This is a genomic window from Pigmentiphaga litoralis, assembly GCF_013408655.1.
Taxonomy (GTDB): Bacteria; Pseudomonadota; Gammaproteobacteria; order Burkholderiales; family Burkholderiaceae_B; genus Pigmentiphaga; species Pigmentiphaga litoralis_A.
Genome location: NZ_JACCBP010000001.1, coordinates 3,599,442 through 3,625,140 on the forward strand (window position 1 = coordinate 3,599,442; position 25,699 = coordinate 3,625,140).

Consider the following 25,699-nt stretch of genomic DNA (forward strand, 5'->3'; position numbering starts at 1 on the left):
ATCCCCCGGCGGCCGTTACCGCCGGGTCGAAAAGCTGTCTCGCCGGGTCACCAGCGTCCGATCAGGATATTCATCATGCGTTCGTGGGCATGGGTGCGCAGGACGACGTCGGCATCGGACTCCGTCGCGCGCTGCCGACGCCGGGCATGCCAGTCGTCCAGCGCCTCGCGCATCCGGCGGTGCACGGGCGCCGTGGCCGGATCGTTGCCGATGTCATGCAATTCATCGGGGTCGTCGTGCAGGTCGAACAGCTGCGGGCGATAGCCTTGCCACAGCATCAGCTTGTAGCGGTCGTCGCGGACCATCGTGCCGTGGCTCTCGTCCACCCCGCGTCCCAGGGTCAGGCGGGCCTCGCGATAGGCGTAGTCCAGCGTGCCCACGGTGATCTCGCGCAGCGTGCCGGTCGTCTCGCCGCGCAACCAGGGCAGCAGCGACTGCCCTTCGATACGCTGGGAACGCGGCAACATGCCCAGCGCATCCAGGATGGTCGGGACCACATCGACGCATTCCGCAAAGGCGTGGGATACCGTGCCGCGAGTCCCGGCGGCGCGAGCGTCGGGGTCATAGACGATCAGCGGCACACGCATCGCGCTGTCAAAGAACACTTCCTTTTCACCCAGCCAGTGATCGCCCAGGTGGTCGCCATGGTCGGACGAAAACACGATCAGCGTGTCCTGCATCCGCCCCGCCGCATCAAGCACGTCCAGCAATCGGCCGAACTCGTCATCGATCTGTCTGACCAGGCCCAGGTACACCGGCTTGATGGTCTGCCAGGCCGTGTCGTGCGCAAACGCTTCGGACTCTTCATGCTTCTGGTAGGCCGCCTGCACCGGGTGCGGGTGCGACCGTTCCCTGGCCGACCGCACGGGCGGCGCGCAGTCGGCGGGCCCGAACATCGCGTGGTACGGCGCAGGCGCCTTGTAGGGCCAATGCGGTTTGATGTAGGACAGGTGCAGGGTCCAGGGGGACTCGCCCTTGGCCTGGATGAAATCGATCGCGCGGTCGGTCAGATAGGCCGTCTCGGAATCGCGGCGATCGACGCGCGCGGGCAGGCCCGCGTTCCGCAGATACCAGCCGGATGCGAACGCCCCGTCCGTGTCCAGGCTGCCGATCACGTAGTCTTCCCAAGGCCGGTCGCTGTCGTAGCCGCGCGCCAGCAGGTGCTGCCGGTACGGGCTGTCGGCCTGCATTTCGAAGTGACCGTCGTAGCGTTCGATCGGCGTGAAGCCGCCTTGCCGGAACCGCACCGCGGCCGCGCCGGACACATCGAGGCCGCGCTGCTTCATGCCGCGGTCATCGGGCACGAAATGGGTCTTGCCCAACAGGTGGCATTCACGGCCATGCTGCGCCAGGTAGTCGCCCAGGCTCCATTCGTCGATGGGCATGGGAACGCGGTTCCAGGTGACCCGATGCGACACCGGATAACGGCCCGTGTAGTACGACGCGCGCGATGGGCCGCACACGGCCGAGCTGACGTGGGCGCGATCAAAGCGCACGCCCAGCGCGGCCAGCCGGTCGATGTTCGGCGTCTGCAGCGCGCCACCGGGCCGGTAGCAGGACAGCACATCGGCGCGGAGCTGGTCGCACATCACGAACAGCACGTTACGGGTCACGGTCGGTGTCATGCGGCTTCCTTGGCGGCACAGGCAGGCGCGGCCGGCACGAACCGGTCAACAAAGCGCCGCAGGGTGGCGTCCGCATCGGCGCGTTTGCCCATCGCCGCAATGTAGCGATCCGGACGGATCAGCACCCAGTCGACCCCGGCCGCGCGAAACCACAGGTTCAGCGCGTTTTCGGTGTCTTCGATCAACGCCACGCCGGCGGGCACATCGATGCGACGGCCGCTGGACGGACCGCTGCGCGCCATGGCCGCGACGGTCCGATGGCAGCCAAGCCGGTCCAGCCCATCCAGGGCGGCGGCGCTCAAGCCAGGCATGTGCCGCCAGGCCAGCAACGTGAAGCCATGGCCCAGCGCGTCGTCGAGGCGAATGCCGCTGCGATCCGCCGTGTCCACGGTCGGCTGGATGAACATGCGGCCCACGCCATCGTTGCGTTCCGCATCCAGCACCACCCCGTCGGTGTAGCGCGGCATGGGCTTGAACTTCATCTGCAGCACGTAATCGCGCAGCCGTGGAATATTGCGGATCGCCATGAAGGTGCGGTCGCGCAGCCAGGCCAGCGCCGGCTGCGTCTGCGACAGCACCGCGCCGAACAGGTCGGCCAGTTCGATCATGGCCTTGGCGTGCCGATGGCGCTCATCGTGGTAGGTCGCCAAGGCCTCGGGCTTGAGCCGGCCCTGCACGATCCACGCGGCCTTCCAGGCCAGGTTGCAGGCGTCGCGCAGGCCGGCGTTCAGGCCCTGCCCGATCCACGGCGGCGTCAGGTGCGCCGCGTCGCCCGCAATGCAGACCCGGCCCACGACGAAGCTGGAGGCGATGCGCGAATGGTGCGTGTAGACCCGGGCGCGGATCACGTTCAGCGCCCCCGGATCGGGCACCTGCCGGCTCAGGAGTTCGCGCACCTTGTCGGGATGCAGCATCTGCACGTCGTCTTCGCCTGGAAACAGCATGAATTCCCACCGGCGGATGCCATAGGGCAGATGCAGGCAGACATAGGGCCGGACCGGGTCGCAATGCAGCGCCGTGTAGGGTGCGTCGAGCGGGTCGTTGTCGCATTCGATGACAACCCACTTGCGCGCATGGGTCGCGCCCGGGAAGGGCAGCTGCAGCAATTTTTCGCGCACGGTGCTGCGGCCGCCGTCCGCGCCCAGCAGCAGGCTGGCCCGCACGACACGTTCCGTGCCATCGGCATCGCGCACCCGCGCCGTGACACCCTCGGCATCCTGCTCGAGCCCCGTCAGTTCCACACCCGAACGCAGTTCCACATGCGGGAACCGTTGCAGTCCGGTGCGCAGCGCCCGTTCACCCAGGGGCTGCGAAAACAGGTTGCGCCGGAACCATCCGAATTCCCGCGTGGCTGGCAGGAACTCGGCAAAACATTGATTGCTGGCCGTATACATGCGCATGGGCACGTTCTGCATCATGTCTTTCAGCATGCTGTCGGCCACCCCCGCGCCTTGCAGGGTGCGCATGGCTTCATCGTCCAGGCCGACCGCGCGGGGGTAGTCCAGGATCTCGGTATTGCGCTCGAGCACCAGCGTGCGGACGCCATAGGTGCCCAGCAGATTGGCCAGGGTGGCGCCGACCGGGCCGGCGCCGATCACCAGGACGTCCACGGTGTCGGTCGCCGGCGCGGGCACCGACGCAGACCCGGGCAGGGCTTGCAGCGCGGCGGTCATAGCGGACTCAACATCCGGTTTTCCTGCCGGACCAGCAGATGGCGCGTGGCCTTGCGGAATGCCGTGAAGCCCGGATCGGCCATGAGTTCGCCCCGCCGCCGCACGCGGTCTTCGGCCGAGGCATACCGCCACAGGAAGACCAGCTGATTCAACTCGCCGGTCTCCGTCTGATAGAGCCCGGCCAGGTCACCCAGCAGCCGCGTCTGCAGCGCGCGGGCGTCGCCTTCATACAGCCGCAGGTATTCGGCGACACCGCCGGGCACCAGCGTATAGGTGCGCATCTCAACCAACATGGGAGTCTCCTGAACGATGCGTCGGGGTCGCTTGCACGTCGCGGGTCACTGGAATGTCGCGGGCCAACAGAAATGCCCGGACGTGGCCGGCAACGATCGCGGGCTGGTCGTCGTGGATGTAGTGCCCCGCATCGGGCACCTCTTTCCACTGAATGTTCGGATTGGCGTCGGCCATGGCCTGCGCCGACGCGTTCTGCAGGTAATCGGACCGGCCGCCGCGCAGCACGAGGGTCGGACAAGCCAGTTGCGCGACATGCGGCCGCAAGTCCACGACCCGCGCGGGATCCGGATGCAGACGGGTCGCGACAATGCCCGCGTGGTCATAGCGCCAGGTGTATCCCCCGTCGGGCAATACCTTCAGCATGCTGCGCAGTCGCTGCTCGCGCGCCGCTTCCGTCACCGTGGGACGCAGCGCGCGCATGAAGGCCATGGCCGCATCCCAATCCGCAAAACCGGCAGGCGTGGTCGCCAGTTCGCGCTGTATCCGTTCCGCCCCCGCGCTGCCTTCGAACGCGCCCGGGCCGGCGTCTTCGATCACCATGCGGCGCACGCGTGCCGGGTGCGCGGCGGCATACACGATCGCGGCAATGCCGCCCATCGAATGTCCCAGCAGATCAAACTGCCGCAGACCCAGATGGTCCGCCACCGCCGCCAGGTCCGCCACATACGCATCGGTGTAGTAGTTGCGCGCCGGATCCCACTCGCTGGCGCCCCGGCCGCGCTGATCGATGCCGATCACGCGGTATTCGGGCTGCAGGGCCGCTGCCAGTCCGGCAAAGGTCTCGGCATAGCCCCGGATGCCATGCAGCATCACCACCGGATCGCAGTGCACAGGTCCCCACTCGGTGACATGCAGCGACAATCCTTCCGATTTCACGGCGTACTCGCGGCGTTCCATGGCGTTCTCAGTTCAGGCCGTCACGGCCTTCGATGTCTGCGGCGCGCAGGCCGCCAAGCCGGGCACGCAGCCGGCCGCGCGTGGCAAAGGCAAACACCACCAGCACTTCGTCGGCATTGGGCGCATCGTGGAAGGTGGCGCTGACGGTGTCGTAATGCGACCGCACATATAGCGCGTCTTTGTGGGCAAGCGGAATGTCGATCGTGGTGCCGGGCCCGCCACGCTTGCCGGTCGACGGCACCCACGACAGCGCCCCGCCCAGGGCTTCGCGCACCGGGTTGGCAAACACCGTGGTCAGCAGCGCATTGCCGTGTTCGTAGTCCCCTGCCTGGCCGACCACGCACGCCTTCCCATAACTTTCGATGGCCTGGCCGGCAGCCGCTTCCTGGATGCGTCGGCCGAACTCGACGCCAAGCGCGGCCGACGCGGCAATGGTGGTTTCGAGCTTGTCGACATAGCGGCCCGCATGGGGGTTGTGGATCGCAGCCGCGATCACGATCTTGCGCAATGGCTCGCCATCGGCAGGCTCGCCGCTTTCCGTCGCCAGGGTGTCCTCGAACTGCAGGTACCACTTGCGGATGAACAAATCGCCAAAGTTGCCGGGGCGCATGGGGTGTCTCCTTGTATCGGTAAACCTTGTATCGGGAAAAATGGACGGGTCAGAGCGGTTCGAGCGACATGGGGTCGCTGGGCGCGTTGTAGGCGTGCAGCACGCGCTTGCCTTCTTCGTCGTCATGGATCAGCGGGCAGAAAAATTCCAGCCTGTGCCCGTCGGGGTCGAGGAAGTACAGGCCATAGCCGATCTTGTGATCCGTGATCTTGACGATCTCGACCCCCTTGGCGAGCAAGGCGCCATACAGCCGGCGCAGGTCGTCAACGCCGCCATCGATCTCCAGCCCGTAGTGCTGCATGTTGATCGGACCCCGCGTGTAGGTGCCGGTCTCGTCATGCGCACGGATCAGAGCGATGTCGTGGTGTTTGGTCCCGAATGACAGGAACACCCACTCGGCCCCGCGCGCGGTCTCCTGCATGCCGAGCGTGTCGACATACCAGGGCGCGGACGTGAACGGGTCCTTTACGAACAAGGACAGATGGGTGCGGGCAATACGCGGGCGCAGGGGCGGGGTGGTCTGCGCGCCGGGGTTCGCGGTGGGGTCGGTCATGGGGTCCGTCATGGTCTCGGTCATGGGGTCGCTCCGGTCAGGCTATCGATTGAGGATGCGCATGCACGGGCGCTTCGAACGGCGTCCATGCGATCGCCGTGATTTCACTGAAGCTGCGCCATTCCTTGAACCAGCTGGCGCCGCCATCCATGGACCGGAACAGGTCGCCGTACTTGGTGCCCGCGAACATCAGCGAGGCGTCGGCCGCGTGCGCACCAAATGCCCAGAACGTGGAGTTCGGCGCAGTGTGCAGCAGCGCTTCGGTCCAGCTGTCGCCGCGATCGGTGGACCGGTAGAGCTTGCTGCGGGTGCCCGGCGTGCCGTCACCGATCGCGATCATCAGGGCTGCGCCGTCCGGGGTGGGCTGCACGGTGCGGGTGTAGTACATGCCGTCGAAGCGGGTGCGCGAAGGCACGCCGGTCCACTGCTCGCCGTCGTCGTCGGTGGTGTAGACCGTGTTGACGGTCAGGACCAGCACCCGCCGCGGCGCATCGCCCGCGGATGGCAGCACACTGATCGCGTGGATGTCGGGATTGCCGAGCACGCCATCTTCCTGGTCGATGCGTGTCCAGGTGTCGCCATGATCGGCGCTGTGCCATGCCCCGCCTTCTTCCACCCCGAACCACACGTTGCGGCCGTTTTGGGGGTCGACGCACACCGACAGGATGCGCGGGCGATTCACGCCCCGGCAGAACTCGGGAATGTCGGGCGACAGCCGCGTCCAGGTCGCGCCACCATCTTGCGAGCGGAACATGGCGGCGCGCGATGGCGCTCCGGTCCCCGCATACATCTGGCGCGCATCGGTCGGGTCGATCGCGATCGCCCACACCGTCATGCCGTTCATGGGCGAGTCGACCCGCGAAAAATGCGCCCCGCCATCGGTGCTGATGCACATGCCCGCATCGGCGCCCGCGAACACCCGCGACGGATCCGACGGGTCCACGGCCAGGCTGCGCACCACGCCATCGAACTCGATCGCTTCACGCAAACCCAGGCGATGCCAGCTTGCGCCGTTGTCCACGCTGCGCAGGATGCCCTGCCCTGCGGTGCCGACCAGAATCGTGCCTTTCATGAACTGTCTCCGGAAGCGTCAGAGGAAGATGCCGCGGGTGATGCCGCCGTCAACGGCCAGCGATTCGCCCGTGATGGCGGCGGCGCGTGGCGATGCAAGGAACAGCACGACGTCGGCGATTTCCGGCGGTTGCAGGACGCGGCGGATCGGCGTGATCTTGCAGTAGTTGGCCTCGACCTCGGCCGCCGTCAGCCCCTGCTTGATCGCTTCCTTTTCATAGAGCTCGTGGATGTGCGGGGTCTCGACCACCCCCGGATGGATCACGTTGACCGTGATGCCCGATGGGCCCAGCTGGTCCGACAGGGTCTTGGTCAGATGGCAGATGGCGGCATTGCGCATGCCCGACAGCTGCTTGCTGCCGCGGCCGGTCAGCCCACCGATATTGACGATGCGGCCATAGCCGTTGCGCTTCATGTGCGGCGCCGCGGCCTTGGCGCACCGCATGTAGCCGACCACCTTGATGTTGATGTCTTCAAGCAGGCCTTCCGGATCGGCGTGTTCGATCTCGCTGCGGACCAGTCCGCCCGGATGCGCCGCGCCGTTCACCAGGATGTCGATGCGGCCAAAATGGCTCGCCACCTTTTCCATCATCGCTTCGACCTGCGCCGTGTCGGACACGTCCGCCGCCACGCCGATCACTTCGCCGCCCGTGGCTTCCATGATCTCGCGCGCCACCGCATCGAGCTGGGCCTGCCGGCGCGCCACGATGGCGACCTTGACGCCTTCCGCCACCAACGCGTCGGCGCAAGCGCGCCCGATGCCGAGGCTGCCGCCGGTGATCACGGCCACCTTGCCGCTCAGTTGCAAATCCATGATGTCTCCTTGAAGTGCGGGTGCGATGTGGGGGATGCGGGGGTGGGACTACAGCTGCATGGCAATCAGCGTCGGACCCGGGCGATCCAGCGCGCGCGTCATTGCCGCCGCCAGTTCGCCCGTCGTCTCGACCGACGCGGCATCGACGCCATAGGCATGGGCCAGATCCACCCAGTCGATGCGCGGGCGATCCAGGCTGGTCAGCCCCGTCGCGCGATCGCCCAGCGCCTGCCCGCCGCGTTTGAGTTCATTGCGCAAGATGCCGTACTGGTGATTGGCCGCGATCAGCACCACCACCGGCAGCGCTTCATGCGCCAGCGTCCACAGGGTCTGGATGGTGTATTGCGTGCTGCCGTCCGACAGCAGCGCCACCACGCGGCGATCCGGGCAGGCCACGGCCGCGCCCAATGCCACGGGCAGGCCCTGGCCGATGGCGCCGCCCGTGTTGGTCAAGGTGGTGTGGCGCGCCGCGCCGGCCGATGCCGCATAGAACGGATAGCCGCAGGTGCCGCCTTCCACCGACACGATGACGCCGGCAGGCAGCAGGCGCGCGACGGTCGCGGCGATGCCTGCAGGGGTCAAGGCGCCGTCTTCCGTGCCGGGAATGTCGTGGTGTTGTGGCGTGTAGGCCGGTGCATGCAGTGCGTCTGCCAGTGCCTCGAGCGGTGTGGCCAGGTCATCGCCCGCCGTGCCCAGGACCAGCAGACGATCGTTCTCGACGAGCTGGCTGGGGTGGCCGTCATAGCCAAAATAGGTGATCGGCGTCGGCGCGCCGGCCAGCACGATCAGGTCGGCCGCGTCGAGCACGGCGCGGGCCGGCTCCGGAAAATAAGGCAGGCGATCGAAGTCGGGCAGGCCACCGCCCCGCGCCGCGCGGGCCGGAAAGGTCTCGGCATAGGCCGTCGCGCCCAGGACATCGCACAGCCGGGCCGCAGCCTGCTGGGCCCGTTCGCCCAGGCCACTGGTGTCGCCACCGCCGCCAAGCAGGAACACGACCTTGCGTGCGGCGCGCAGGCGGTCGGCGCAACCAGTTACGTCGAAGTCAGTACGCGGCGCGGTGGTGAAGGCGGCGGAGGGGTCGGCGGCGGCGCCAGGCGGCCTGACTGCCTCGACTGTTTCCGCCTGATAGTCCGCCGGAAAGATCAGCGTGACGCCCTGCCCCCCGTTGTCGTGCGAGCGGTCCACCGCTTCGGCTGCCGCGGCCACGGCATCGGCCGTGCCGGTGATGCGCCGGACCCAGCCCGACACCGGCCGCGCCAGCGACTCGATATCCGACGTCAACGGTGCGTCGTAAGCCAAATGCCAGCTCATGTGGTCGCCGATCAGATTGATGATTGGCGTGTGGGCGCGCCGTGCGTTGTGCAGGTTGGCAATGCCGTTCGCAAAGCCCGGCCCCAGATGCAGCAGTGTCAGCGCGGGGGTTCCCGTCATGCGGCCATAGCCGTCGGCCGCGCCGGTGCACACGTTTTCCTGCAGACCCAGCACGCAGCGCATGGCCGGGTGGGTCTCCAGCGCGCGGACCACATCCAGTTCGGTCGTCCCGGGATTGGCAAAGCACACGTGCACCCCGCGCTGCTGCAGAACCGCGAGAACTTCCGTCGCACCCGTGTGCATAGCCGCCACTCCTTTTTGCAGAATTATCGTCCTGGGATAGAAGTGTGAAATCAAAAAGCGGCGGCGTCCAGCGATATTTGCATTTTTATCCCAAGAGCGAAATTCTGTGTTTTTGCCCAAGTCGGGCATTTCGTGCCGGCTTGCCAAGCACCGACCTTTGCGTCACCCTCACGCCCGTGACTCGCCACTGCCCCTTCTTATGAACAGCCTCAGACGCATGCTGGACGTGCTGGACCTTTTCAAGCCCGGCACCCCGGCCGTCGACATCGAAGCGATCTGCGCTCAACTCGACTACGCCCCCGCCTCGGCCTACCGCTACGTGCGTGAACTGTGCGACGTCGGATTGCTCGTGCGCCTGCCCGGCGGCTACGCGCTCGGGCCGCGCATCATCGAGCTCGACCTGCAGATGCGCGAAGAAGACCCCTTGCTCAACAGCAGCCGGGCGGCCATGCAGCAACTTGCCGAAACCACCGGCCTGAGCGTGCTGCTCAGCGAGCTCTATGGCGACACCGTCATCAACGTCCACCAGGAACAGGGGCGCGACAGCGAACCCCTGCGATTCGGGCGCGGCCGCCCCATGGCGCTGTTCCGCAGCGCCACCGCCCGCGTGATCCTTGCGCATCTGCCATCCCGGCACCTGCGGCGTGTGTACGACGACAACGCCGACCACCCGGATGTGCAGCGTCTGGGTGAGCACTGGAAGGCCTTTGCAAAGGCGATGCTGGACACCCGCAAGCGGGGCTACAGCGTGTCGGAAGGCGACCTGGACAATGGCAAGGCAGGCATTGCCGCGCCGATCTTCGATGGCAAACGCGTGATCGGCAGCATCACTGCGGTGGGGGCGTTCGACCGCTTCCATGCCTTCAACGAAACGTATCTGGCGGGGCAACTGGTGGGCATCGCGCAGGACATCACGCAGCGCATTGCCGCGGGGCGCTAGGCGGCAGCTCCATCCGGCATTGCAGGTCTCCACTCTCAACCTTCAGGTAAAGATCACCTTTACCTGGACCACGTCTTTTCGCGGTTGCGATCGGTACATTGATCGCAACCGACCGGGAAGGTTGGGGGAATATAAAAAACAGGAGACCACCATTGAGCCCGCATCGTCATTTCATCAGGCGCGCCGTCGCTACTGCCATTGCCATCAGCGCATCGGCGCATGTGGCGGCGCAAACGCAAAGCGACATCCACCGAGACGCCGCCACCCGTAACGTCGGCGGAGACGTGTTCATGACGCAGAACGCACGCGCCTTCTACTGCAACCTGCCCGACGACAACAACGCGATCGTGCTTGCGGCGCGAGCGACCAACAGCATTCGCGTGCCACTGACGCAGATCTTCGACGATGTGTGGATTGTCGGTTCGCGTTACGTGGCGCAGTACATCATCAAGACGCCCGACGGCTTCGTGATGGTGGACGGTGGCAACAATGCGGCCGAGGTGGAAACCTACAACCTGCCGGCGCTCCGCTCGCTGGGTCTGAGCGCCTCCTACCCATTGAAAGAAGTGTTCCTGACGCATGGCCACGGGGACCACGATGGCGGCGCGCAGTGGTTGCTGGACAACCTCGGTGCGCGGTCATGGCTGGGATCCGCCGATACCGCCAACAAGTCCTACCAACCCAAGTTGATTGATTCAAACAACTTGTCGCCGCAGCAGATTTCGGTAGGCGGCAAGGCGTTCACCATGCTCTCCACGCCCGGCCACACGCCAGGATCGACGTCGGCCGTGCTGACCGTCAAGGACAACGGCCGGGATGTGCGTGTACTGATCAATGGCGGTCAATCCATGACCAGCTCGGTGCCCGCCGTGGCGCAGTATCTGGACTCCATCGAGCGCACCTACACCCTGGCCAAGGAACAGAACGTCGAAGGCGTGATGACGCCGCATATCTACTGGGATGGCACCGTGCTGAAGGTGGATGACATCATCGCCAAGGGGCGCGGCAAGCCCAGCCAGTTCGTGTTCGGCCAGGAGATGGTGCTTCGGCAACTGGCCGTGGCCCGCGAATGTTCGGCCGCCTGGCTGACGCGACTCGATCCCGCAAGGTCATTTGCGACCTGGCGTGTCAACACCGTGGAATTCGTTGGCCAGCCAACGCCCGCCAAGCTGACAGCAAAGCTTCAGAACGGATGGAGCCAGGTGTCTGGCCAACCCATCACCTTCAAGGCAGAGGGCTCGAACGCGTCCTGCACCGCAACGACCGACGCAAGCGGCGTCGCCACCTGCGGCAACGCCGCCTTCACGGATGGCAAGGTGACGGCATCGTATGCCGGCGCACAGACCGCCCAATTCGTGGATCTTCCTGCCACCGCGCAGGCAGCGCTGCCTGAGTCCGTTGGGGGCGGCGGAGGGGGCGGATGCACCATCGGCAAGGGCGGATTCGATCCGATGCTTGCCGGGCTCACCCTGCTTGCCGCGCTCGGGCTGATCCGTCGGCGCAAACCCAAGGCCAAGCCCGACCCCGAGCACGGCTGAGGCAGCCAGTGTTTTCTGTCGTGATTCGCGGCAGAACCCGCGCGACCCTTGCGCTGGCTCTCGCCGCAGGTCCCTTAGGCGCGCTGGCGTTGGCGTTGCTGAATGAAGGCGGCGGGCCAGGACGGCCGCCGCCAATTTCCCTGCAGGCCGCGATCCTGATGATCGTGGCCGCGCCCGTGCTGGAAGAACTGGCGTTTCGCGGCGCGGTGACGGACCTGGTGCACGCCTTGCTGAAGCGCCTTGCGATGGCGGACACATCGACCCTTACCCGAACCAATGTCATCACCAGCCTCGCCTTCGCCGCCTGTCACCTGCCCTATCAGCCGATCGGAATGGCGGCAGCCGTGCTGCTGCCTTCGCTGTTGCTCGGCAAGGTCCGCGAAGTGACGGGATCTGTCGTGCCATGCATGGTGATACACGCGTGGTTCAACGCGTGCTATCTGATGGTGATGGGCGTCTGACGTCCCGCATCCTGCCACCCGGCATCATTCGATGACAATGCCCGCGCGCTTGATCACCTGACCATACTTTTCGGTGTCCTGCCGGATCAATGTACCGAATGCCGCAGGCGTCATCTGCTTGGGTTGAACGCCCAGTTCGGCAAGCTGCTTGACCACGCCTGGATCAACGAGCGCGGCATTGACCTCGCGATTGAGCACGTTCACGATGTCAGCCGGCGTCTTGATAGGGGCGACGATGCCATACCAGATGGTCACGTCGAAATCCTTGTACCCCAGCTCGACCATGGTCGGAACCGTCGGGAACGCCGGGTTCCGTTCCTTGCTGGTCACTGCCAGCGCGGTCATCTTGCCTTGACGCACGAAGTTCGAGACCGACGACAGCGCATCGAAGTTCATGGTGACCTGCCCCCCCAAGAGGTCGGTGATCGCGGGCGCGCTGCCGCGGTATGGCACATGCAGCATCTCGACACCCGCTGCCGCCTTGAACATCTCCCCCGCAAGGTGGTTGGTGCTGCCCACGCCGGGCGATGCAAAGCTGAGCTTGCCCGGTTGCTTCTTAGCGAGCGCAGCCACCTCGGCGACGGACTTGATGCCGGTGGCCGGGTTGACCACGAGGATGTTGGGAACAAATCCGATGTAGCCGACAGGTGCAAAATCGCGCGTCGCATCGTAGCCCAGCGGTGTCGGGGCAGCGGGCGCAATCGACAATGCATTGACGTGACCCAGCAGCAAGGTATATCCGTCAGGTGCAACCTGGGCGGCGGCCGTCGTGGCGATGACGCCCGCTGCTCCGCCCCGGTTCTCGACCACGATAGGTTGCCCCAATCGCTCACCCAGTTTCTGCGCAACGACGCGACCCACCACATCAGCGCCGCCGCCTGCGGGATACCCGATGATGAGCCGGATAGGCTTGGTGGGATAGGATTGGGCGTACGTGCCCGACGTGGCCAAGGCAAGCGCCGCCACGCAAAACGTCTGCGTTATTTTCATTGTTGTCTCCTTGCGTTTCAGAACCCGTACAGTCGCGCCGGGTTGTCGACCAGTACCCGCTGCCGCAGGGCGGCATCCGGTATCCATGTCGTCAATAGATCGGCCAACGCGCCGTCATTGGGCATCTGGGCATGCGCGCTTGGGTGCGGCCAGTCGGTGCCCCACACCAGCCTGTCAGGTGCAACCCTGGCCATCTCCTGCGCCAATGGCGCCACATCGGCAAAGCCAGGACCCCGCGTCGACACGAAGTAGGGACCCATCAACTTGGCCCAGCAACTGTCACGACGGAGCAGCTCCAACAGGGCCTTGAATGGCGCCGCTTCGACACCTGCCGATGCGTCTACTTTTCCGAAATGATCGATCACGATGGGCACAGGCAGGCGAGCCAGTTCGTCGGTGAAGCCGGGCAATTGTTTGAGGTCGACAAAGCACTGCACATGCCATCCCAGGTGCCGTATCCGATCCGCCAGCCTGCGGATCTGCGGGAGGGTCAATCCCGGGGTCGCCGAAGCGGTGTTGATGCGCACGCCGCGAAATCCCAATGCGTGCATGACTTCCAGTTCACGATCTGTCGTGGTCTCGTCGACCACCGCAATGGCGCGAAGCGCAAGCCCACCGTTCCAGGCAGACGTGGCCTGCAGACCTGCAAGCGTCTGGGCAATCAACCGGTTGTCGGTGCCGTAGACGCTTGGCTGGACCAGCACGGCGCGATCGCACCCAAGAACGCGCAACATGGCGGCGTAGTCGGCGACAGGGCTGGGATGCGGAACGAAGTGGCTGCCGGGCAAGACCGGATGGGTGTCGAGATCGCCAAAAATGTGAGCGTGGCAATCGCAACTGCCCAGCGGGAACCGCGTGGCGGGCGACGACGTGTCGGACTTGGGCCGGGGAATGGTTGGCCCGCGATCGTCGGGCCGATGCGTGGCGACGGAGATCATGCGGAGTCGAACACGAAGAGCGGCAACATATGTTTGTCCACAATACGCCAGCCGTCATCGAACCGGGACAGGCGCGTTCGTACCCACGACATCTTGTGCAGATGTCCGCCATAACAGGGCGCCTGGACAGGCGTTCCGTTGTCGAAGGTGTAGCCGGACAAATAATAGGAAAGCACGATGTCGCCGGAAGCGCCTGGGCGAAGATCGCCATCCACTTGCCTCAGTGTTGCGTCAGACGCAGCGATATCTCGCTGGCTCATTTCAAACACATTGCTGATGACATGCCGGACGAACAGCGTGGGCGAGCGGCGCTGCAAGGCAGCCGATACGCCATCCAGTCCTGCATGGCGCTGTCCTTGCCTGAACCACACCACATCGCTGGCGAGGGTGGCAAGGACGCCGTCGTTGTCGCGCTCGTCAAGGCACCAGAAGAACCGATGGATCAGGTCGTGAGGGGTGTTCATGGGACACATCGTAGTGTCGGCAGGTACGGTCATTGATGACGGCGCAGGCAAGGCATTGTTGACTTTGTCCACAACCTGCGCGCGCCGCCTTCACCACAACGACGTCACCGCCCCATCGCTCGCCTGGTCGAACGAAAAGCGGCTTGCCAGAAAGTCGACAAAGGCCTGGATCCTTGGCGACGTGTGGTTCTGCTCGCTGTACACCGCGAAGATATCCGCGGGCGGCAGCTCGTAATCCACCAGCACATGTTCAAGACGCCCGCTGCGGAAATAGCGGGCAATGTCCCATTCGGCGCGCATCAAAATCCCGTGGCCGTCCAGGCCCCAGGTCAGCGTCACCTCGCCATCGTTGCTGCTCAGCGCCCCGTTGACCTTGATGGAATGCGTTTCCCCCTCCTTGCTCAAACGCCACACGCCAAAGCCCGAGTCATTCTGCCGCAGCACGATGCATTGGTGGTCCAGCAGGTCTTGCGGCGTCTCCGGCCTGCCGCGCAGGTTCAGGTACGCCGGCGATGCACAGAGCAGTCGCCGGTTGGGTGCGATCTTGCGGGCGATCACACGCGCGTCAGGCAATTCGCCGAAGCGGATCGCGATATCGAAATCGTCGTCGTTCAAGCCAACGGGCCGATCGGTCAGCGCCAGTTGCACGTCGATGTCGCGATGCAGTTTGGCAAAGGCCGACACCACGGGTGCGATGTACTGGCGCCCGAATCCCATTGGCGCGTTGATGCGCAGCAGGCCGCTCGGCTTGACGCGGGTGCGCTGGAAATAGAGCTCCATTTCTTCGATGTCGGCCAGGATCTGGCGGGCACGGTCCAGGAAGATGCTGCCTTCTTCCGTCAGCGACAGACGCCGCGTGGTGCGGTTGAGCAGGCGGACACCCAGCCCCTGTTCGATCCGCGACAGTCGCTTGCTGACTGCCGACAAGGTGATGTCCAGTTCGCGCGCGGCAACGGACAGACTGCCTTTGCGGACCACCAGCACGAAGAAGGCGAAATCCGACAACTGCGGATTGTGGGCGAGCATCGATGCGGGTTTGTTCATTGTTGAATCCAGAGTCATCAATGGCTTGAAAGGTGACGCGGGCACGCAGGGCCTTGCGCCTGCACAGTACGGTCTCGCTTTGCATTGCAGACGGCCCTGACAGGACTGCTGCATCTTATCCGCAACGTACGGAGGAGACCGCCCCGATGACACCGCAACGCCCCCGCGACGTATTGAACGCCTTGTTCCAGGCGGCCGTCCAGGCGGCGTCTCCGGCGCAAACGCTGGCCACGCATCTGCCTGGCCAACCGGCGGGCCGCACCGTGGTGATCGGTGCGGGCAAGGCGGCCGCCAGCATGGCGCAGGCGCTTGAAGCGGCGTGGGACGGTGACATGTCGGGCGTCGTCGTGACGCGGTACGGCCATGCGTTGCCGCTGTCGCGCATCCGCGTGATCGAAGCGTCCCACCCGGTACCCGACGCTGCCGGCCTGGCTGCCACCGAACAGATTCTGGACGCTGTCCGGGGGCTGACACAGGATGATCTGGTGATCTGCCTGATGTCGGGCGGCGGGTCTGCCTTGCTGTGCCAGCCCTTGCCCGGCATTGCGCCCGACGACAAGCGCGATATCAATCGACAGTTGCTGCACAGCGGCGCGTCCATCTCCGAGATGAACTGCGTGCGCCGTCATCTGTCGGCCGTGAAGGGCGGGCGGCTGGCCGCGGCCTGCCTGCCCGCGCGGGTGCATACGCTGCTGATTTCCGATGTGCCAGGTGATGACCCGGTGGACATCGCATCGGGTCCCACCGTGGGCGATCCGACCACCTGCCGTGATGCGCTCGAGATCATCGACCGCTATCGCCTGCGCGTCGGCGATTCGATCCTCCGCATGCTGAAGGATGGCCGCGCCGAAAGCATCAAGCCGGGCGATGCGCGGCTGGCGCGCGCCACGGTGTCGATGATGGCCACGCCTTACGCCGCCCTGGAAGCCGCCGCCAGCGCCGCCCGTCATGCTGGCATCACGCCGTATCTGCTGGGCGACCGGTGGGAAGGCAATGCCACCGATGTCGGCAAGGCGATGGCGGGACTGGTGCTGCATGCGGTCCGCGATCAAGGGCCATTCACCTTGCCCTGCGTGCTGCTGTCGGGGGGAGAGACCACCGTGACGGTGACCGGGTCGGGCCGTGGCGGCCGCAACGTGCAGTTCCTGCTGTCGTTGATGCTGGCCCTGGGCGAGCAGCCGCAAGTGCATGCGTTGGCCGCGGATACCGATGGCGTGGACGGCGTGGAGCCGATCGCGGGCGCCTGCATCGACCCGACGTCGTGGGCTCGCACGCGCGCCCTGCAACCCCTGCCCCGCACCTGGCTCGACAACAACGACGCCCATTCGCTATTCGGCTGTCTTGGCGACGCCGTGGTCACCGGTCCGACGTTGACCAACGTGAATGACTTTCGCGCCATCTACATCGCCAGGCCCGGCCTGGCACCCACAGGAATCTGAGTCATGCGCCGTACCCGCAACACCAAAATCGTGGCGACCCTGGGCCCGGCCAGCAGCAGCGCCGACACCCTCAGCCAATTGTTCCGTGCAGGCGCCGACGTGTTCCGGCTGAACTTCAGCCACGGCACGCACGACGACCACCGCGCGCGCGTGCTCGCCATTCGGAAGCTGGAGCAGGACGTGCAGCGCCCGATCGGCATCCTGCTTGACCTGCAAGGACCGAAGCTGCGGGTGGGCACCTTCGAGACCGGCAGCGTCGTGCTGCGCACGGGTCAGGACTTCAGGCTCGATCTGGACACGCAGGTACCCGGCGACGTGACGCGCGTCAGCATGCCGCATCCCGAGATATTTGCCGCGCTCAAGCCGGACACCGATCTGCTGCTCGACGACGGCAAGATCCGCCTGCGCGTGCTGCGCATCGATGCCACGCATGCGGTCACGCGTGTGGTGGTGGGCGGCGCGCTGTCCAATCGCAAGGGCGTCAATGTGCCCAGCGTGATCCTGCCGCTGTCGGCCCTGACGCCCAAGGATATCGAGGACCTGGCCTTTGGCCTGGACCAGGGCGTGGACTGGGTGGCGTTGTCCTTCGTGCAGCGCGCGGCCGACATTCGCGAGGTGCGCGAACGCATCGGCGGGCGTGCCCGCATCGTGGCCAAGCTGGAGAAGCCCGCGGCGATCCTTGATCTGGACGCCATCATTGCCGAGACCGATGCCGTGATGGTGGCGCGCGGGGATCTGGGTGTCGAGATGCCCGCCGAGCAGGTGCCCGCGATTCAGAAGCGGATCGTGCGAGCCTGCCGCCGCGCGGGCAAGCCGGTGATCGTGGCGACCCAGATGCTGGAGTCGATGATCTCGTCGCCCACCCCGACGCGAGCCGAAGCGTCTGACGTGGCGTCTGCGGTGTACGACGGCGCCGACGCGGTGATGCTGTCGGCCGAGTCCGCCTCGGGGCAGTTTCCGGTGGAGGCGGTGGCCATGATGAACCGCATCATCACCCAGACCGAAGCCGACCCCTACTACCACGACGTGATCGAAGCGTCCCGTACGCCACCCGAGGCCGACCCCGCCAACGCCATCGGCATGGCGGCCCGCGCCGTGTGCGGCCTGCTCCACGCCAAAGCCCTGGTCGCCTACACCAGCTCGGGCTATTCGGCGATGCGCATGTCGCGCGAACGGCCCAGCACCGCGATCCTGGGCATGACCCCCAATCAATCGACCGCACGCCGCATGGCCCTGATCTGGGGCGTGCACGCGGTCCAGGTCCATGAAGTCGAGAGCGTCAGCGAGATGACCGAGTTCGCTTGCGCGACGGCGCTTGACCAGGAATTCGCGCAGTCGCGCGACACGATCGTCATTTCCGCCGGCATGCCATTCAAGGCGCCGGGCACCACCAACCTGCTGCGTATCGCCAGCCTTCCCTGACACCTGACTACCCCAACTTTTTAGGACACATCACATGAAACAGTATCGAATCGCATGCATTCCCGGCGACGGCATCGGCAAGGAAGTCGTGCCCGCCGGACAGACCGTCATGGAAGCACTGGCCGCCGCGCAGTCCGGCTTCCGTTTCGACTTCACGTCGTTTGACTGGGGCGGCGACTACTACCGCGAACACGGCGCGATGATGCCCGAAGACGGCCTGGACGCACTGCGGGACATGGACGCCATTCTGTTCGGCTCGGCGGGCGATCCGCACATTCCCGACCACATCACGCTGTGGGGCTTGCGACTCAAGATCTGCCAGGGCTTTGATCAGTATGCAAACGTTCGGCCGACCCGCATCCTTCCTGGCATTGATGGCCCACTCAAACGCTGCGGACCCGACGATCTGGACTGGGTCATCGTGCGCGAGAACTCGGAAGGCGAATATGCCGGCGTGGGCGGCCGCGCGCACCAAGGTCACCCGATCGAAGTCGCGACCGACCTGTCGATGATGACGCGTGCCGGCGTCGAACGCATCATGCGCTTCGCATTCAAGCTTGCCCAATCGCGGCCGCGCAAGCTGCTGACCGTCGTCACCAAGTCCAACGCGCAGCGTCACGCCATGGTGATGTGGGACGAGATCGCGGTACAGATCAGCAAGGAATTTCCGGACGTCACGTGGGACAAGGAGCTGGTCGATGCCGCCACCGCCCGCATGGTCAACCGGCCCGCCACGCTGGACACCATCGTCGCCACCAACCTGCACGCCGACATCCTGAGCGATCTTGCGGCGGCCCTGGCCGGCAGCCTGGGCATTGCGCCCACCGGCAACATCGACCCCGAACGCCGCTACCCGTCCATGTTCGAGCCGATTCACGGCTCGGCCTTCGACATCATGGGCAAGGGCCTGGCCAATCCGGTCGGCACCTTCTGGTCCGTGGTGATGCTGCTCGAGCACCTGGGCGAGCACGCCGCCGCAGCCACGCTGATGCAAGCCATCGAAGCCGTCACCGCCGACCCCGCGCTGCACACCGGCGACCTGGGCGGCAAGGCCACCACCCGTCAAGTGACCGAAGCGGTATGCGCACGCATCTGCGCCACCGCGCAAAGCCGCGCCGCCTGATTTTTTTCCCCTACGCACAAGAAGCCGGCCATGACGCGCCGGCCGTGAACTCCGGAGATGACATGACCCATTCGTTGATCAAGACCGCGCTGGCCGCAGCCGCCGTCGGCATTACGCTGACCGCCCCCGCCCTGGCGCAGGACTATCCCAACCGGCCGATCACCCTGATCGTGCCCTTCCCGACCGGCGGCACCACCGACGTTCTGGCTCGCGCGCTGGGCAATGAAATGTCCAAGACCCTGGGCCAGCCGGTGATCGTCGAAAGCAAACCGGGCGCCGGATCGACGCTGGGCGCCGACTATGTCGCCAAGGCCAAACCCGACGGCTACACCCTGCTGATGGGCGCCGTGCATCACACCATCGCATCCAGCGTCTACAAGAAGCTGCCCTACGACTTCCAGAAAGACCTGATGCCCATCACCACCGTTGCCCTGGTGCCGAACGTGCTGGTCATCAACCCCGCCATCCCTGCCAAGTCGGTGCAGGAACTGCTGACCCTGGCCAAGGCGCAGCCCGGCAAGCTCGCCTATGGGTCCAACGGCACGGGCACCGGCCAGCACCTGATCGGCGCACAGTTTGAATCCATGGGCGGCGTGCAGTTGCTGCACGTGCCCTACAAAGGCAGCGGCCCGCTCACCACCGACCTGATGGGCGGCCAGATCGCCATGTCTTTCGACACCGTCACGCCCGTCTTGCCCTTCATCAAAAGCGGCAAGCTGCGCGCGTTGGCCGTGACCACGTCCCATCGATCGGCCGCCTTGCCCGACGTACCGACCCTGGACGAGTCGGGCATGAAAGGCTTCAACCTGGGCACGTGGTTCGGCGTCCTGGCCCCCACGGGTACGCCCGCCGCGATCGTTGCAAAACTCAACCATGACATGGTCAAAATCATTCAGTCGGCGGATTTCAAGAAGCGGATGGCCGACCTGGGCGCGGAAGCGATCGGCGACAGTCCGGACCAGATGAAGCAGCTGATTGCGGCGGATACCGAAAGGTTCGCGAAGCTGGTGAAGGACGCGAAGGTCAGTCTGGATTTTTGATGGACCGTGGGCAGCGTGGCCGAGGCTAGCGTGTTCCTGGCTGGATGTGATGGGCATGACGGTGGCGACTGACCCCCGGGCGTGACGATTCCTCGTCGCGCTCCGGTGCGACGCCTCATTTACCGTCGCGCCGGGATCGACTCCTGCTACACCCTGAACATCGCCGTGTTCCAGGAGCCCCTCATGTGCGGACGACTTGCCCAGTATCGCGACGCGGAACGTTACTTCGAACTGCTGCGCCCCAACCCGGCTGCACCGTTTGCGCAGACGTCCTTCGCCCACGCGCCGGTCTACAACGTATCGCCAGGCACCGATCCGATGATCATCCGCGCGGGAGGCGACGGCCCGGAGCCTGCAACGGCGCACTGGGGCTATCGCGGCCGCGCGCCGCGCATGTATGTGAATGCGCGTGTAGAAAAGGCTGCGACGTCCGGCTATTGGAAGCCGCTGTGGGAACGCGGCCGCATCCTGGTCCCGGCCGATGGCTGGTTTGAATGGACGGGCGACAAGCCGAATCGCCAACCGCATTTCATCCATCGCACCGACGATGCGCCGCTGCTGCTGGCGGCCATTCTTGGGTCCGACGGGTTTGCGATCGTGACCAGTTCGGCGGATGCCGGGTTGCTGGATGTGCACGATCGCCGCCCGATTGCATTGACGGCCGAGGGCGCGCTGGAATGGCTGTCGCCGGACACGAGTTCGGAAGACGCCTTGCTGGTGACGGCAACGCAAGCGCTGGGCGAGACCGAGTTTGCGTGGCATGCGGTGACCCGCGCCATGGGCAACGTGAAGTATCAGGCGGCGGATGCGGTGGCGCCCATAGGCGACGCCGCGCCGGGTACCGCGGACTGACTGGCAGGGCTTCCGTAGCACTTCAGAAGCATGCACGGAAGCCCACACGCGCGTGGTTGCCGCGCGTGATCGGTTGCTTTCATCCACCAGTTGCTTTCATCCACCAGTTGCTTTCATCCACCAGTTGCTTTCATCCACCAGTTGCTTTCATCCACCAGTTGCTTTCATCCACCAGTTGACGTCCACCTGTTGACAACATCAACTTGATATATCACGCCGTGATATATATGGCACAATGTCGGGCCGCGCCGCTGCTTGCCTGAAGCTGCGCCTTCCCCATTGCTGTTGTCGTCTTCCATGTCTTTCCCCACCGCTTCGATTGCGTCCTGGCTGGGCGCCTGTGTGCCCGAACCGCTTCACGTCAGCCGCACCGAGCGCCTTCGCGCGGTGCTGGGCGCGTTGATCGGCATCGGCCTGACCGGCGTGATGTCGATCTGGACCATGGGCGACCATGCGGATCTGCCCTTGTTGATCGCGCCCATGGGTGCATCGGCCGTATTGCTGTTCGCGGCGCCCGCCAGTCCGCTGGCCCAGCCCTGGAGCGTGATCGGCGGCAACCTGCTGGCGGCCGCGATCGGTGTGACCTGTGCCAACTGGATCCCGGTGCCCATCCTGGCGGCAGCGGTGGCCGTGGCGTTGGCGATCGCGATGATGTTTGCGTGCCGGTGTCTGCACCCGCCGTCGGGCGCGGTGGCGCTCACCGCAGTATTCGGCGGGCCCGGCATCAAGGCGGCCGGGTATGGTTTTGTAGTGATGCCGGTGGCGATCAACAGTGTGATCATGCTCGCGTGCGCGTTGCTGTTTCATTGGGCGACGCGGCACCGGTATCCGCATCATGGCGGCACGCCCCACGTGGCGCGAACGACGCGGTCAGGGGTCACGGACGCCGACATCGCCGCCGTGCTGGACAGCCGCAATGAGCTGTTGACCATCGATACCGACGACCTTGTTACTCTGGTCGACGACGCGGAACAACGCGCGCAACAACGTACGGAGCAACGCGCAGAACCACGTGCCTGTAGCCGTGCCGCCGACGCCGATGACCTGACCGCCACGCACGCCGCCCCTTTCCACGCCCATGCCGACATGACCACACGATCGACCAAGCCCCTGCAGAAGTCCGACTTTGAAGTGCTGTCGGAATTCCGGCATCAGCTGCGCCGCTTCCTGCATTTTTCGGAAGAGGTCGTCCAGGCAGAGGGCATCACGCCGCTGCAATACCTGTTGCTGCTGCATATCAAGGGCTTTCCGGGCCGCGAGTGGGCGACCATCGGCGAACTTGCCGAGCGGATGGTGTCGGTCCACCACGGCACGGTCGCGCTGGTGAATCGGTGCGTTGCGCTAGGCCTGGTGCGCCGCGAACCTGCGCCCGAAGACAAGCGCCAGGTACGCATCCACCTGACGGAACAGGGCGAGGTCGTGCTGGCAAGGCTGGCTGCGCTGCATCGGGAGGAATTGAAAACGACGTCCCGCCACTTCCAGCTGCCGTTCGAGAATTTATGACCCCCCTGGGCGCTTTGCGCCTCCCCCAGGGGCGGCACTGGCGGACCGGGGGAATAAGCCCCCCCTGGGCGCTTCCCGCCTCCCCTGGGGGCGACACTGGCGGACCGGCGGAGCCGGATCCGCTGTGTCCTGTTAATGCGCAGTGCCCTACCTATCTATTCCGTCCTTGCCAGCGCCTGATCGCCGATCGCGTAGAACGTGCCGCCGGCGATGTAGTGCAGGCTTCTGAACGCGGGGCCGGCCGACTCGAATTCCCAGTGTCCGTTGCGGAACACGCGGGTGTCGGCCCAGGCGCCCACCACCTCGCCAATGAAGAGATCGTAGGCCTGCTGATTGTGCGGCTCGGGCAGCACCTTGCACACCAGCCAGGCCGAACATCCTTCGACCAGCGGGACATCGAACCCGGGCGCCTCGAAGGTCGACACCCCGCAGCGCGCCAGCTTGTCCGGCGCATCGGCCAGGCTGAGGTTGCCCACGTCGTAGGTCAGCTGCAACTGCGCAAAGGTCGGCACCTGCAACACGAAATGTCCGCTGCCCTCCACCAGCCCCCGCGTGCGGGTGGCCTTGTCGATCACCACGGTGACCTTGGGCGGCGCAAAGTCCAGCGCGCACGCCCACGCCGCCGACATGACGTCGTCGACGCCGTCGTGACGGGACGAAACCAGAACGGTCGGCCCGTGGTTGAGCAGCCGGTAGGCTTTAGGTAGTTCGACCGGGGCGATGTGGGCGTCCATAGTTGCTGACATGCCTACTTCCGCTCGAACTTGCTCAACACCTGATCCAGGTAATCCCCATCCGATTCATTGGACAGCACCCGCACGGGCATCCAGTCGTAGTCCGCCGACAGCCAGACTTCCACTTTCTGCCCGTCGTCCTCATCCCGCTCGCGAACCAGGTGGACGGCCTTGACGGCGCCCAGCGGGGTGTCGAGCGTATCGGTGCCGGCCACCCTGAAGCGCCACATGCCGGTCCGGCTGGACCCTGCGACGCGGAAGGGAACGACCTTGCCGGATGCGAACACGTCGGGGTTCTTGCGGCCCATCGCGGCCAGTTGCACCAGCACCGACATGCGGTCCTGGGTGCCGGCCTGCAGGGGTTCCGACTCGCCGCCCGAGAAGGTGATCTTCTTGGCTTCCGGATCGAAGGTGACCGCCTTGACGCGTTTGTTGCGGGTTTCCTGATAGCGCGCGGGCTGCAGGCCGTCGGGGGTGATCACGCCGCTGCTCTCGAAATTGAAGCTGAACAGGGTGAAGCGGCCGCTGTTGACGAGCCGGTAGGCGTCGCCTTCGCGCATCCAGTCAAAGTGGCTATCGACATTGATCTTGAAGCCCTTGGCCGAAGCCTTCAGCGTGTAGGTCATGGACGATGAGCCGGGCACGCTGACGGCGGCAGGCGTTGCTGCCGCCGAGGATGCCGCCGCAGCGGCAGAGCCGGTCGCAACAAACGCTGCGACGGGAGCAAGCACCAGCGCGGCGGCCAGGGCGATACCGCGGCGCGCAACGGCCCGGCGCGCGAACGACAGGGGTTCGGTCATCAAGGAAGCGGTCATGCGGAATGCAATCATGGGGCATGAAGACGCCGGTTGGCCCGGCGCCGCCTGTAAGCAAGGGGTTCATCGTACCGGACGCAGCAGGGTGTAGAGGGCCAGCGGATCGAGAGAGTTCCCCCGGCCAAACCGCCAGGCGGCGCATGTTACTGTAAGCGCATCCTGTCGCCCCCTGCCCGATACCCGGCATTCACGTGCCCCGGCCGGCCAGACTGACGCCCTATTCTTTCGTTTACGTCTTATGAAACTCGCCTCCTTGCGCGACGGTTCGCGCGACGGTCAATTGATGGTGGTGTCGCGCGACCTCAAGACCGCGCATTTCGCCACCGACATCGCCCCCACGCTGCAGCGTGCGCTGGACGACTGGAACTTTGTCGTCTCCCAATTGCAGGACCTGTCCGACGCGCTGAATACCGGGCGCGCCCGCCACCCCTTCCCTTTTGATCCGTCCAAGTGCGCATCGCCGCTGCCGCGTGCCTATCAGTGGGCTGACGGGTCGGCGTACGTCAACCATGTCGAACTGGTGCGCAAGGCGCGCAATGCCGAGATGCCCGAGACGTTCTGGACCGATCCCCTGATCTATCAGGGCGGCAGCGACGATTTTCTGGGGCCGCATGACGACATCGTGGTGCCTTCCGAAGCGTTCGGCATCGATTTCGAAGGCGAGATCGCGGTGATCACGGGTGACGTGGCCATGGGCACGCCACCCAACGGCGCCAGCGACGCCATCCGCCTGCTGATGCTTGTCAACGACGTGTCGCTGCGCAACCTGATTCCGGGCGAGCTGGGCAAGGGCTTTGGCTTCTTCCAGAGCAAGCCCGCCACCGCGTTTTCGCCGGTGGCGGTGACGCCCGATGAATTGGGGTCGGCGTGGCGTGACGGCAAGGTGCATCGGCCGCTCACCGTCGAATGGAACGGCAAGGTGGTGGGCAAGCCGCTGGCGGGCGAAGACATGGTCTTCAACTTTCCGGCGCTGATCGCCCACATCTGCAAGACGCGCAATTGCCGGGCCGGCAGCATCGTGGGCTCGGGCACGGTATCGAACAAGGACAGTTCGGTGGGCTACGCCTGCATTGCCGAAAAGCGCTGTCTGGAAACCATTGAAACCGGTGCGCCGGTGACCGAATTCATGAAGTTTGGCGACAGCATCCGTATCGAGATGCTCGACGAAAAAGGCGCCAGCATTTTCGGCGCCATTGACCAGGTGATCGCGCCCCCCGGCGCGGCCTGACCCCGCCCCCTATCGAG

The 25,699-nt window shown here is 65.4% G+C and carries 25 protein-coding genes; 10 read left to right on the forward strand and 15 right to left on the reverse strand.

Annotated features, from left to right (window positions below; all coding sequences use genetic code 11):
* Window positions 1-47 precede the first annotated feature (47 nt).
* The 9 genes from HD883_RS16320 to HD883_RS16360 are packed head-to-tail and all read right to left on the reverse strand — an operon-like array spanning window position 48 to window position 9,151.
* Window positions 48-1,625 carry a sulfatase-like hydrolase/transferase gene (locus tag HD883_RS16320; RefSeq protein WP_179583589.1) on the reverse strand — a complete coding sequence of 526 codons (1,578 nt, stop codon included), beginning with the start codon at window positions 1,623-1,625 and terminating at the stop codon, window positions 48-50.
* Window positions 1,622-3,298 carry a bifunctional 3-(3-hydroxy-phenyl)propionate/3-hydroxycinnamic acid hydroxylase gene (locus tag HD883_RS16325; RefSeq protein ID WP_179583587.1) on the reverse strand — a complete coding sequence of 559 codons (1,677 nt, stop codon included), beginning with the start codon at window positions 3,296-3,298 and terminating at the stop codon, window positions 1,622-1,624. The genes HD883_RS16320 and HD883_RS16325 overlap by 4 nt, the downstream gene beginning before the upstream one ends.
* Window positions 3,295-3,591 carry an NIPSNAP family protein gene (locus HD883_RS16330; protein ID WP_179583585.1) on the reverse strand — a complete coding sequence of 99 codons (297 nt, stop codon included), beginning with the start codon at window positions 3,589-3,591 and terminating at the stop codon, window positions 3,295-3,297. Before HD883_RS16330 ends, HD883_RS16325 begins: the two co-directional genes overlap by 4 nt.
* Window positions 3,581-4,489 carry an alpha/beta fold hydrolase gene (locus HD883_RS16335; RefSeq protein ID WP_179583583.1) on the reverse strand — a complete coding sequence of 303 codons (909 nt, stop codon included), beginning with the start codon at window positions 4,487-4,489 and terminating at the stop codon, window positions 3,581-3,583. The genes HD883_RS16330 and HD883_RS16335 overlap by 11 nt, the downstream gene beginning before the upstream one ends.
* 7 nt (window positions 4,490-4,496) lie before the next feature.
* Entirely contained in the window at window positions 4,497-5,099 is a 603-nt protein-coding gene (locus tag HD883_RS16340; protein WP_179583581.1) for an amino acid synthesis family protein, read from the reverse strand.
* 49 nt (window positions 5,100-5,148) lie between these two features.
* Window positions 5,149-5,676: a VOC family protein gene (locus HD883_RS16345; RefSeq protein WP_373563383.1), complete on the reverse strand. Its 528-nt coding sequence runs from the start codon at window positions 5,674-5,676 to the stop codon at window positions 5,149-5,151.
* Between the two features lie 13 nt (window positions 5,677-5,689).
* Window positions 5,690-6,724, reverse strand: a complete 1,035-nt coding sequence (locus tag HD883_RS16350) for a WD40/YVTN/BNR-like repeat-containing protein (protein WP_179583579.1) — start codon at window positions 6,722-6,724, stop codon at window positions 5,690-5,692.
* An 18-nt stretch (window positions 6,725-6,742) separates the two neighbouring features.
* Entirely contained in the window at window positions 6,743-7,537 is a 795-nt protein-coding gene (locus tag HD883_RS16355) for an SDR family NAD(P)-dependent oxidoreductase (protein ID WP_179583577.1), read from the reverse strand.
* 48 nt (window positions 7,538-7,585) lie between these two features.
* Window positions 7,586-9,151 carry an acetolactate synthase large subunit gene (locus HD883_RS16360; protein WP_179583575.1) on the reverse strand — a complete coding sequence of 522 codons (1,566 nt, stop codon included), beginning with the start codon at window positions 9,149-9,151 and terminating at the stop codon, window positions 7,586-7,588.
* Window positions 9,152-9,350: 199 nt separating this feature from the next.
* Here HD883_RS16360 and HD883_RS16365 point away from each other — a divergent pair, with 199 nt between their 5' ends.
* The 3 genes from HD883_RS16365 (at window position 9,351) to mrtJ (ending at window position 12,090) form a co-directional block, all read left to right on the forward strand.
* On the forward strand, window positions 9,351-10,091 hold the full coding sequence (locus tag HD883_RS16365) for an IclR family transcriptional regulator (RefSeq protein ID WP_179583573.1): 741 nt from the start codon (window positions 9,351-9,353) through the stop codon (window positions 10,089-10,091).
* Window positions 10,092-10,243: 152 nt separating this feature from the next.
* On the forward strand, window positions 10,244-11,629 hold the full coding sequence (locus tag HD883_RS16370) for a JDVT-CTERM domain-containing protein (protein WP_179583571.1): 1,386 nt from the start codon (window positions 10,244-10,246) through the stop codon (window positions 11,627-11,629).
* A gap of 89 nt (window positions 11,630-11,718) precedes the next feature.
* Window positions 11,719-12,090 (forward strand): JDVT-CTERM system glutamic-type intramembrane protease MrtJ, encoded by a 372-nt coding sequence (gene mrtJ / locus HD883_RS16375; RefSeq protein ID WP_179583569.1) that lies wholly within the window; start codon window positions 11,719-11,721, stop codon window positions 12,088-12,090.
* A 24-nt stretch (window positions 12,091-12,114) separates the two neighbouring features.
* Here mrtJ and HD883_RS16380 read toward each other — a convergent pair whose 3' ends face one another.
* From HD883_RS16380 to HD883_RS16395, 4 genes are all read right to left on the reverse strand, one after another.
* Complete coding sequence (locus HD883_RS16380) at window positions 12,115-13,080, reverse strand: Bug family tripartite tricarboxylate transporter substrate binding protein (protein WP_179583567.1); 966 nt, start codon at window positions 13,078-13,080, stop codon at window positions 12,115-12,117.
* A 17-nt stretch (window positions 13,081-13,097) separates the two neighbouring features.
* A complete protein-coding gene (locus HD883_RS16385) occupies window positions 13,098-14,018 on the reverse strand; it encodes an amidohydrolase family protein (RefSeq protein ID WP_179583565.1) in 921 nt (306 codons plus the stop codon).
* Entirely contained in the window at window positions 14,015-14,482 is a 468-nt protein-coding gene (locus HD883_RS16390; protein ID WP_179583563.1) for a nuclear transport factor 2 family protein, read from the reverse strand. Before HD883_RS16390 ends, HD883_RS16385 begins: the two co-directional genes overlap by 4 nt.
* A gap of 90 nt (window positions 14,483-14,572) precedes the next feature.
* Window positions 14,573-15,526: a LysR family transcriptional regulator gene (locus tag HD883_RS16395; protein WP_257022250.1), complete on the reverse strand. Its 954-nt coding sequence runs from the start codon at window positions 15,524-15,526 to the stop codon at window positions 14,573-14,575.
* Between the two features lie 146 nt (window positions 15,527-15,672).
* Here HD883_RS16395 and HD883_RS16400 point away from each other — a divergent pair, with 146 nt between their 5' ends.
* From HD883_RS16400 to HD883_RS16425, 6 genes are all read left to right on the forward strand, one after another.
* Window positions 15,673-16,965: a glycerate kinase type-2 family protein gene (locus tag HD883_RS16400; protein ID WP_179583561.1), complete on the forward strand. Its 1,293-nt coding sequence runs from the start codon at window positions 15,673-15,675 to the stop codon at window positions 16,963-16,965.
* A gap of 3 nt (window positions 16,966-16,968) precedes the next feature.
* Window positions 16,969-18,387, forward strand: coding sequence for a pyruvate kinase (gene pyk / locus HD883_RS16405; RefSeq protein WP_179583559.1), 1,419 nt, complete (start codon window positions 16,969-16,971; stop codon window positions 18,385-18,387).
* Between the two features lie 34 nt (window positions 18,388-18,421).
* A complete protein-coding gene (locus HD883_RS16410) occupies window positions 18,422-19,510 on the forward strand; it encodes a tartrate dehydrogenase (protein WP_179583557.1) in 1,089 nt (362 codons plus the stop codon).
* A 62-nt stretch (window positions 19,511-19,572) separates the two neighbouring features.
* Entirely contained in the window at window positions 19,573-20,550 is a 978-nt protein-coding gene (locus HD883_RS16415; RefSeq protein WP_179583555.1) for a Bug family tripartite tricarboxylate transporter substrate binding protein, read from the forward strand.
* A gap of 183 nt (window positions 20,551-20,733) precedes the next feature.
* Entirely contained in the window at window positions 20,734-21,402 is a 669-nt protein-coding gene (locus HD883_RS16420) for an SOS response-associated peptidase family protein (protein WP_179583553.1), read from the forward strand.
* Window positions 21,403-21,699: 297 nt separating this feature from the next.
* Complete coding sequence (locus tag HD883_RS16425; RefSeq protein ID WP_179583551.1) at window positions 21,700-22,905, forward strand: HPP family protein; 1,206 nt, start codon at window positions 21,700-21,702, stop codon at window positions 22,903-22,905.
* Window positions 22,906-23,060: 155 nt separating this feature from the next.
* Here HD883_RS16425 and HD883_RS16430 read toward each other — a convergent pair whose 3' ends face one another.
* Together HD883_RS16430 and HD883_RS16435 are read right to left on the reverse strand one after the other, a co-directional pair.
* Window positions 23,061-23,639 carry a flavin reductase family protein gene (locus tag HD883_RS16430; protein ID WP_179588517.1) on the reverse strand — a complete coding sequence of 193 codons (579 nt, stop codon included), beginning with the start codon at window positions 23,637-23,639 and terminating at the stop codon, window positions 23,061-23,063.
* 14 nt (window positions 23,640-23,653) lie between these two features.
* Complete coding sequence (locus HD883_RS16435) at window positions 23,654-24,454, reverse strand: DUF3108 domain-containing protein (RefSeq protein WP_179583548.1); 801 nt, start codon at window positions 24,452-24,454, stop codon at window positions 23,654-23,656.
* 238 nt (window positions 24,455-24,692) lie between these two features.
* Here HD883_RS16435 and HD883_RS16440 point away from each other — a divergent pair, with 238 nt between their 5' ends.
* The gene (locus HD883_RS16440; protein WP_179583546.1) at window positions 24,693-25,682 is read left to right on the forward strand and encodes a fumarylacetoacetate hydrolase family protein; all 990 of its coding nucleotides are present in this window, start codon (window positions 24,693-24,695) and stop codon (window positions 25,680-25,682) included.
* Window positions 25,683-25,699: the final 17 nt, after the last annotated feature.

Bases quoted from the DNA above. Each gene is read 5' to 3' on its own strand.
- HD883_RS16400 (WP_179583561.1), top strand. From the start codon at position 15,673: ATGACACCGCAACGCCCCCGCGACGTATTGAACGCCTTGTTCCAGGCG.
- HD883_RS16425 (WP_179583551.1), top strand. From the start codon at position 21,700: ATGTCTTTCCCCACCGCTTCGATTGCGTCCTGGCTGGGCGCCTGTGTG.
- HD883_RS16410 (WP_179583557.1), top strand. From the start codon at position 18,422: ATGAAACAGTATCGAATCGCATGCATTCCCGGCGACGGCATCGGCAAG.
- HD883_RS16380 (WP_179583567.1), bottom strand. From the start codon at position 13,080: ATGAAAATAACGCAGACGTTTTGCGTGGCGGCGCTTGCCTTGGCCACG.
- HD883_RS16385 (WP_179583565.1), bottom strand. From the start codon at position 14,018: ATGATCTCCGTCGCCACGCATCGGCCCGACGATCGCGGGCCAACCATT.
- HD883_RS16395 (WP_257022250.1), bottom strand. From the start codon at position 15,526: ATGAACAAACCCGCATCGATGCTCGCCCACAATCCGCAGTTGTCGGAT.
- HD883_RS16415 (WP_179583555.1), top strand. From the start codon at position 19,573: ATGACCCATTCGTTGATCAAGACCGCGCTGGCCGCAGCCGCCGTCGGC.
- HD883_RS16320 (WP_179583589.1), bottom strand. From the start codon at position 1,625: ATGACACCGACCGTGACCCGTAACGTGCTGTTCGTGATGTGCGACCAG.
- HD883_RS16335 (WP_179583583.1), bottom strand. From the start codon at position 4,489: ATGGAACGCCGCGAGTACGCCGTGAAATCGGAAGGATTGTCGCTGCAT.
- HD883_RS16440 (WP_179583546.1), top strand. From the start codon at position 24,693: ATGAAACTCGCCTCCTTGCGCGACGGTTCGCGCGACGGTCAATTGATG.
- HD883_RS16420 (WP_179583553.1), top strand. From the start codon at position 20,734: ATGTGCGGACGACTTGCCCAGTATCGCGACGCGGAACGTTACTTCGAA.
- HD883_RS16325 (WP_179583587.1), bottom strand. From the start codon at position 3,298: ATGACCGCCGCGCTGCAAGCCCTGCCCGGGTCTGCGTCGGTGCCCGCG.
- HD883_RS16430 (WP_179588517.1), bottom strand. From the start codon at position 23,639: ATGGACGCCCACATCGCCCCGGTCGAACTACCTAAAGCCTACCGGCTG.
- HD883_RS16435 (WP_179583548.1), bottom strand. From the start codon at position 24,454: ATGACCGCTTCCTTGATGACCGAACCCCTGTCGTTCGCGCGCCGGGCC.
- HD883_RS16360 (WP_179583575.1), bottom strand. From the start codon at position 9,151: ATGCACACGGGTGCGACGGAAGTTCTCGCGGTTCTGCAGCAGCGCGGG.
- HD883_RS16340 (WP_179583581.1), bottom strand. From the start codon at position 5,099: ATGCGCCCCGGCAACTTTGGCGATTTGTTCATCCGCAAGTGGTACCTG.
- pyk (WP_179583559.1), top strand. From the start codon at position 16,969: ATGCGCCGTACCCGCAACACCAAAATCGTGGCGACCCTGGGCCCGGCC.
- HD883_RS16345 (WP_373563383.1), bottom strand. From the start codon at position 5,676: ATGACCGAGACCATGACGGACCCCATGACCGACCCCACCGCGAACCCC.
- HD883_RS16330 (WP_179583585.1), bottom strand. From the start codon at position 3,591: ATGTTGGTTGAGATGCGCACCTATACGCTGGTGCCCGGCGGTGTCGCC.
- HD883_RS16355 (WP_179583577.1), bottom strand. From the start codon at position 7,537: ATGGATTTGCAACTGAGCGGCAAGGTGGCCGTGATCACCGGCGGCAGC.
- HD883_RS16365 (WP_179583573.1), top strand. From the start codon at position 9,351: ATGAACAGCCTCAGACGCATGCTGGACGTGCTGGACCTTTTCAAGCCC.
- HD883_RS16390 (WP_179583563.1), bottom strand. From the start codon at position 14,482: ATGAACACCCCTCACGACCTGATCCATCGGTTCTTCTGGTGCCTTGAC.
- HD883_RS16350 (WP_179583579.1), bottom strand. From the start codon at position 6,724: ATGAAAGGCACGATTCTGGTCGGCACCGCAGGGCAGGGCATCCTGCGC.